The organism is Gilvimarinus gilvus (genome assembly GCF_030518155.1).
Classification (GTDB): domain Bacteria; phylum Pseudomonadota; class Gammaproteobacteria; order Pseudomonadales; family Cellvibrionaceae; genus Gilvimarinus; species Gilvimarinus gilvus.
Window position 1 is genome coordinate 1 of sequence record NZ_JAULRU010000620.1, and the last position, 389, is coordinate 389.

The 389-nt window shown below is 63.5% G+C and carries 1 protein-coding gene; it reads right to left on the reverse strand.

Annotated features, from left to right (window positions below; all coding sequences use genetic code 11):
• On the reverse strand, positions 1 to 389 hold a 389-nt coding region (locus QWI17_RS16505; protein ID WP_302723628.1), incomplete at both ends, for a cation:dicarboxylate symporter family transporter.

A 389-nucleotide genomic window follows, 5' to 3' on the forward strand; every position in this document is an offset into this window, starting at 1 on the left:
CAATCGACTGCGGCACGCCCAGGCGGCGGGTTTGCGCTTCGATGTTCAGCGGAATGCTGGCTGCGCTGGAGCGGCTGGTGAAGGCGAAGGTGAGTACCGGCCACACCTTGCGGAAGAAACGCAGCGGGCTGACGCCGGTGGCGGCGAGGATGATGCCGTGAACCACGAACATCAGCGCCAGGCCCAGGTAGGACACCACCACGAAGCTGCCCAGCTTGAGGATGTCTTCCATGTTCGAACTGGCTACCACCTTGGTCATCAGGGCCAGCACGCCATATGGGGTCAGTTTCATCACCACCCGCACCAGGCGCATGACCCAGGCTTGCAGGGTGTCGATGGCCGACAGCGCACGTGCGCCTTGCTCGGCGTCGTCCTTGATCAGTTGCAGG